Source organism: Microcoleus sp. D3_18a_C4, from assembly GCF_036702415.1.
GTDB lineage: Bacteria > Cyanobacteriota > Cyanobacteriia > Cyanobacteriales > Microcoleaceae > Microcoleus.
Map to the genome: position 1 here is coordinate 1 of NZ_JAUBTI010000054.1, position 6,506 is coordinate 6,506.

Consider the following 6,506-nt stretch of genomic DNA (forward strand, 5'->3'; position numbering starts at 1 on the left):
CGAAAACTGCGGAGTCTTTTGGGTTTGAGCTAGTTGCTAAAACTCCGCAGTTAGATTGAGTTTCTTAGGAGGACTTTTGCTATTAGCCAGGGAATTCATTCCCTGGCGGACTGTGGGAAAGCGCATTGTTTATCGATCGCAAATCTGGAACCAAATTACTGGAGGTATCGATGAATCCTGAACAACCCGCCCTCTCACCGCTGCATCAAAAAATCGATGCTGGTGTTAAAATGGCGATCGCACAGGCGATCGAGAAACACCGCAAACTCGGACAATCAATTAGTATTTGGCAAGATGGAAAAGTGGTGACACTTTCGGCTGATGAGATTCCACCTCTTGAAAAAAATATTATATCAAGTCCGGTTGATTAACCATAATATCCCGGCCGGGGCGGGTTTTTTAGATTGTCAATTATTGGCTGGTATTGTTTGTGAACCCGCCCCTACGAAAATCGCGGATCGACCGGACATGACGTTATATCAAATTCGGTTGATTAGTTATTGTATAGTTTGCAATCTCGTAGGGGCGGGTTTTACCAACAATAATTGCCTAAAATTAATTATTTCGTAAACCCGCCCCCACCCAAGGATAAAAACCTAACTAACAAGAGAAGAGATCCCCCCTAGCCCCCCTTAAGAAGGGGGGAACAAGAGTGTTCAAAGTCCCCCTTCTTAAGGGGGATTTAGGGGGATCGAGGATTGTGGCACATAACAAATAATCTAATAACATGAATTTAACAGATTATCCCTGGCGGATTAGTTATTCTAGCAACGAAAATAACCCGATCGCCGATTTCTACATTCCCGCGCTAGAATGTGCTCTACAGTACGATCGCAAATCCGGCTTTTTCAACAGCGCCATCCTCAGTAAAGTAGCGCAGGGATTGGGCGCTATGCTGCACAATCAAGGGCGGATGCGGTTAATCATGGGCTGTCAGTTTAGCCCGCAAGACTTGCAAGCTATCCAACAAGGTTACGCCCTCCGAGATGCAGTTACCATCCGCCTCGATACCGATTTACAGCCGCCCAAAACCTTCGCCCAACTCAAACATTTTGAAATCCTCAGTTGGCTGATTCAAAACAGTTATCTCGATATTAAAATTGCCGTTCCCCTCAAATCTAACGGCTTACCAATAGATACTGAAAGTTTACTCGATCGCCAGCATATTTTTCACGAAAAAGTCGGCATCTTCACCGACTGTAACGGCGCACAATTAGCCTTTAGCGGTTCCAATAACGAATCTCTCAGCGGTTGGGAAAGTAACGTTGAATCTTTCCACGTTTATTGTGCTTGGGAAGGTGGTCGAGATGCAGAACGAGTTTCTGAAGAGATTTTTCGGTTTGAACAGTTGTGGAACAATTTATCGCCGAATGTGCGTGTTTTTGAAGTGCCGGAAGCGGTGAAAAATAAGCTGCTCAACTACGCGCCCAGCAGTAAACCAGTCTGGAATCGGGAGTCAGAATTCAGGAGGGCAGGAGTCAGGAGTCAGGAGGGCAGGAGTCAGGAGTTAGGAGGAGTTATTGGGAATTCTGAACTATCCCAAGATTATGCTAAATTTGAACCGCTTTTCAATTTGTACGCATCACCGACTTGTCTCGATTATTGTTTGAAATCTATTCCGATCGCACCTTGGCCGCATCAGATTAAGATATTGCGTAGAGTGGCGGCAAATTTTCCGAAAAGTTTCTTAATTGCAGATGAAGTCGGATTGGGAAAAACCATCGAAACTGGGTTAATTCTGCGTTACTTACTCGTCAGCCAAAAAGTTAAGCGCGTGTTAATTTTAGCACCAGCCAGCATTCAGCCGCAATGGCACGAAGAATTGCGCGAAAAATTTAATCTGCATTTTTGGAGTTATAGCAAAGGTGAATTAAAAAATCCGTATGGGGAGAGGAGTCAGTCAGGAGAAGAGAATATTTGGAATTCCCAAAATCTAATTTTAGCATCATCTCATTTAGTCCGTCGGAGCGATCGCACAAAACAGCTTTTAGACGCGCAACCGTGGGATTTGGTGATTCTGGATGAAGCGCATCACGCCCGCCGCCAAAGCCCGCAAAACCGCAAGGAAACTCCGAATCGGTTGTTACAGTTAATGCAGCAATTGAAAGAAAAAAGCCGATCGCTTTTATTATTATCCGCCACGCCGATGCAGATTGACGCGATCGAAGTTTTCGATTTATTGCAACTTCTCGGACTGCGAGGACATTGGTCTTATGGTGAGAATTTCTGCAATTATTTTAGCACACTATCCGATAAACCCGATCGCCAAACCTTGAATTTTTTGCAGCAGATGTCTGTGGATTACTTCCAGCAAGGGGGTTCGCCCTGTGCTCGGTTGCAGGAATATTTACAGAAGGGCGATCGGCTACTATATTATAAACTGAGAGATGTCTGGGAAAAAAACCAGCGAGTCAACCCGAAACAAGTTGCTGAAGACACGGATTTTATCGCCGCTTCCCGCCAATATTTGACAGTGAATACTCCCCTCAAAGATTTGATGTTCCGCCACACCCGCGACACCTTGCGCCAATACTATCAGCGGGGATTGTTGGATCGCGATATTCCCCACCGCGCCGTCAGAGATAATGCGATTACTTTAGAAAATAACCGCGAAGTCCCGCTTTATCTCGCCGTCAGCAATTACGTGCGGCACTTTTATAATCTAGCGCAAAAAGACAACCGCAAAGCGTTAGGATTTTTGATGACTCTTTACCGCAAACGCCTGACAAGTTCGTTTTACGCCATCCGCGAATCCTTACAGCGCCGCCTCGAAGGAATTAGCATTACTGAGGATGATTTTCACGATTTAGATGATGCCGATGATGTGATTTTGGAAGGAATGGAATCTTATTTTGAACCAGCCGATCCTGAAGAAATTAAATATTTAGAAGATTTACTGTATCAATTTGAGAATACTGGCGAAGATAGCAAGCTTTCGCATTTTATCACAATTTTGCGTCAAGAACTAATCCAGCGCGAAAGTGCGATCGTCTTCACGCAATACACCGACACAATGGATTATCTCAGAACTGCTTTACAACAATTATATGGTGCTCAGATTGCTTGCTATTGCGGGCGCGGCGGAGAATTGTATCAAAATGGTCAATGGCGAATTTTTCCGAAAGAACAAATCAAAACCCAATTCCGAGAAGGAATCATCAAAATTTTACTTTGTACCGAATCCGCATCAGAAGGGCTAAATTTGCAAACTTGCGGCGTTTTAATCAACTACGATATGCCTTGGAATCCCATGCGTGTCGAACAACGCATCGGCAGGCTCGATCGCATCGGACAAATTTATGATACTGTAAGAATACACAATTTTTACTATGACGGAACGGTAGAGGCGAAGGTTTACAAGAAATTGCGCGATCGCATCGATGCTTTTCAAACCGTAGTCGGCAATTTGCAACCCATTCTCGCAACAGTTCCCACTTTCATCGAACAGGCTGTGATGAGTGCAGATCCCGAAGAAGAGGGCGTTTTGTTGGGAGAGTTCGATCGCATTTTAGACGCGCCGCCTCGCGGCCCGGCCCTCGATGAAATGGTAGCGATGGATGTAGAATCAGACTTGCAAGAAATCCGTCAACCTCTGCAGCCGACTTCTCTGTTTCCTGAAACGATCGAAAATTTGTTTGTCAATTCTTTGATTTTAAAGCAGATTGGCGCTATCTTCGATCGCTCGGAAAATCGCACTTGGCAACTTAACTATAAAAGTCGCGATTATTATATCACATTTTACCCGGATATCTTTGAGGAAAATGCTTCCGTGCAATTGATGAGTTTTGGGAATCCGTTGTTTGAAGAAATGCTAAGTGCGATCGCCCTTGTGTTAAACTGATATCTTGCACCAATTTCCATAAGCCTTTTCTGAACAGGCTTTTCGGCCTGTTCCACAAAGAATTAATTTTCTTGTGGAACAGGCCGAAAAGCCTGTTGCTGACATTGGTGTAATATCTCATTCCAATAGTCCTTAATCGAATATGTTTAGTTTATTTCACTTTTGGCACTTTTGGCTCTAAACTACTTTTTATGACGATCGTCCTTTTTATTTAATTTGCACAATGTCTTCCGAAACAAACTCAGCGGCTCAATCTACAACTGGTGCAGATGCGATCGATGTTGCGATCGCCTCTGGAATCGACTTTGACGGTACTCCGATTCCCAAGGCCAAATTAGACCTATACGAGCAAGTGATGGGCTTAGAAGCCGGCAGACAGCGCAGTGGCGTGTCAAATACAATGCGATCGCGCATTGTCCGAATTGGTGTCAAACACATCGGACAAGAGGAACTCGATAAAATGCTGGTTGCGGCAAACTTTGCACCGCTGAAAGAGAAAGAAATCGCTTTTTATTACGGCGGTAAATAGAGGGTAAAAATCAATTATTTGTGGAACAGGCATCTTGCCTGTTGCTGCTAATTTTGGCTAAAATAGACATAACCCACGCTCATAACATCTGTCATGCAAAGTTACACCCTCGCAGAAGTATGTAATCCACAGGGGACAGTCTTTAACCTAGCTGCTGTGGAGCCAGTTTTACTCACAGATAAATCGCAGCCCAGCCACGTAATTATGTCCGCTGATGCCTATCAGCGCTTGATAGAGCGACTGATGGAATTAGAAGATATGCTTTTAGGAAAAGCCGCAAAATCTGCCCTAAGTCAGTCTCAAATGGTTGGTACTCAAACCTTTGTAGAAACACTAAAACAACTGGCAAATGGCGAAACTTGATGGTTTACAAACAGTTCTCGACTTTCTCAAGGGTTTGCAACCTAAAATAGCGGCTCAAATTGCTAAAAAAGTGTTAGCGCTGAATGTCGATCCTTTACCTAATGATAGCAAGCAATTAATCGGATATCCGGGTTATTATCGGGTAGATAGTGGCGAGTATCGGATTATTTACAGCTTTAATCCCGAAGAAGATTTGGTAGAAATTATTCTAGTTGGTAAGCGTAACGATGATGAAGTGTACAAAAAATTAGAGCGCCTTTTTTAAGAAACTCATTCTCAGTGATGCTGCTCTAAATATCTGGTAATTATTGTGATATTACTCCGGTTTTAAAGTGCGTTCCATCAGCGATAAAACGGCGTGTTCAGGAGTAATTTCACTATTTAATAAGCGATAAACTTGACGAGAAACAGGCACTTCAATGCCGCGTTGATTAGCCAAATCAATCAACACATTAGTAGTATTGACACCCTCAGCAGTGCTCTGCAATTCGTGCAAAATTTGCTCTAAAGATTTGCCTTCAGCCAATCCGAAACCAACCCGATAATTGCGCGATAAAGGACTGTTGCAAGTAGCGAGCAAATCTCCCAAACCAGACAAACCGTAAAAAGTTTCTGCGCGAGCCCCTAAACGAACCCCCACCCGAATCATTTCCGGCAAAGCGCGAGTCAGCAAAGCAGATTTAGCATTAGTTCCTAATTGTAAACCGTCGCAAACACCAGCGGCGATCGCAAACACATTTTTCAAAGTTCCCCCTAACTCAGTCCCCAGCGGGTCTTCATTCACATAAACCCGGAAAATATCGGAACTGTAAATATTTTGCACTTGCTTGGCCGCTGCTAAATCCGAACTCGCCGCTACCGTTGCAGCCGGCAATCCCTGCTGAATTTCTTCCGAAAGGTTCGGGCCCGAAAGTACGACTATTGAATTGTTAGGAAACGCATTTTGCCAAATTTGAGACGGAGTGCGCGTAGTCGCGGGGTCTAAACCTTTGGTGACAGTAACTATAATTGTACTGGGACTTAACTCTAAAGCCAAAAGTCGATCGACCGTTGCTCCAACTCCTTTCATCGAAACTGCCGAAACAACAACATCCGCACCTGTTATAACTGATTCTAGATTAACAGAACTGCTGCGCGACCACAAATTAACTCGAGATCCTTTTTTGTCTCCCAGATTTGCCAGTGCCGAACCCCAAGCACCTCCGCCTAATATTGTCAAGCTTGTCATAAAATTTAGTTGGATGAACTCCGATGTTACACCATTCTCAAGAACGGGCTAGAAGCCCGTTCCACAATAACAATTGAGTTTTTTTGTGGAACAGGCATCTTGCCTGTTCCTGACGGGCGAGACGCCCGTTCCACAATAACATTGAGTTTTTTTTGTGGAACAGGCATCTTGCCTGTTCCTGACGGGCGAGACGCCCGTTCCACAATAACATTGAATTTTTTTGTGGAACAGGCATCTTGCCTGTTCCTGACGGGCGAGACGCCCGTTCCACAATAACATTGAGTTTTTTTTTGTGGAACAGGCATCTTGCCTGTTCCTGACGGGCTAGAAGCCCGTTCCACAATAACAATTGAGTTTTTTTGTGGAACAGGCATCTTGCCTGTTCCTGACGGGCGAGACGCCCGTTCCACAATAACAATTGAGTTTTTTTGTGGAACAGGCATCTTGCCTGTTCCTGACGGGCGAGACGCCCGTTCCACAATAACAATTGAGTTTTTTTGTGGAACAGGCATCTTGCCTGTTCCTGACGGGCGAGACGCCCGTTC

Annotated in this window: 7 protein-coding genes; 5 read left to right on the plus strand and 2 right to left on the minus strand. The window is 44.5% G+C overall.

Features of this window, described 5'->3' with window-relative positions:
- Positions 1-170: 170 nt before the first annotated feature.
- The 5 genes from QUB16_RS21175 (at position 171) to QUB16_RS21195 (ending at position 4,998) form a co-directional block, all read left to right on the plus strand.
- Positions 171-371 (plus strand): hypothetical protein, encoded by a 201-nt coding sequence (locus QUB16_RS21175; protein ID WP_333319105.1) that lies wholly within the window; start codon positions 171-173, stop codon positions 369-371.
- A gap of 356 nt (positions 372-727) precedes the next feature.
- Positions 728-3,841 (plus strand): SNF2-related protein, encoded by a 3,114-nt coding sequence (locus tag QUB16_RS21180; RefSeq protein ID WP_333319106.1) that lies wholly within the window; start codon positions 728-730, stop codon positions 3,839-3,841.
- Between the two features lie 223 nt (positions 3,842-4,064).
- The gene (locus QUB16_RS21185; RefSeq protein WP_333319108.1) at positions 4,065-4,370 is read left to right on the plus strand and encodes a small RNA NsiR4-regulated ssr1528 family protein; all 306 of its coding nucleotides are present in this window, start codon (positions 4,065-4,067) and stop codon (positions 4,368-4,370) included.
- A gap of 93 nt (positions 4,371-4,463) precedes the next feature.
- The gene (locus QUB16_RS21190) at positions 4,464-4,733 is read left to right on the plus strand and encodes a type II toxin-antitoxin system Phd/YefM family antitoxin (protein WP_333319110.1); all 270 of its coding nucleotides are present in this window, start codon (positions 4,464-4,466) and stop codon (positions 4,731-4,733) included.
- Entirely contained in the window at positions 4,720-4,998 is a 279-nt protein-coding gene (locus QUB16_RS21195; RefSeq protein ID WP_015178374.1) for a type II toxin-antitoxin system RelE family toxin, read from the plus strand. Before QUB16_RS21190 ends, QUB16_RS21195 begins: the two co-directional genes overlap by 14 nt.
- Before the next feature lie 51 nt (positions 4,999-5,049).
- Here QUB16_RS21195 and QUB16_RS21200 read toward each other — a convergent pair whose 3' ends face one another.
- Together QUB16_RS21200 and QUB16_RS21205 are read right to left on the minus strand one after the other, a co-directional pair.
- On the minus strand, positions 5,050-5,961 hold the full coding sequence (locus QUB16_RS21200; protein WP_333319112.1) for an NAD(P)H-dependent glycerol-3-phosphate dehydrogenase: 912 nt from the start codon (positions 5,959-5,961) through the stop codon (positions 5,050-5,052).
- 37 nt (positions 5,962-5,998) lie between these two features.
- Positions 5,999-6,506 (minus strand): hypothetical protein (locus tag QUB16_RS21205; RefSeq protein WP_333319114.1); only part of this gene is annotated, 508 nt, incomplete at its 5' end.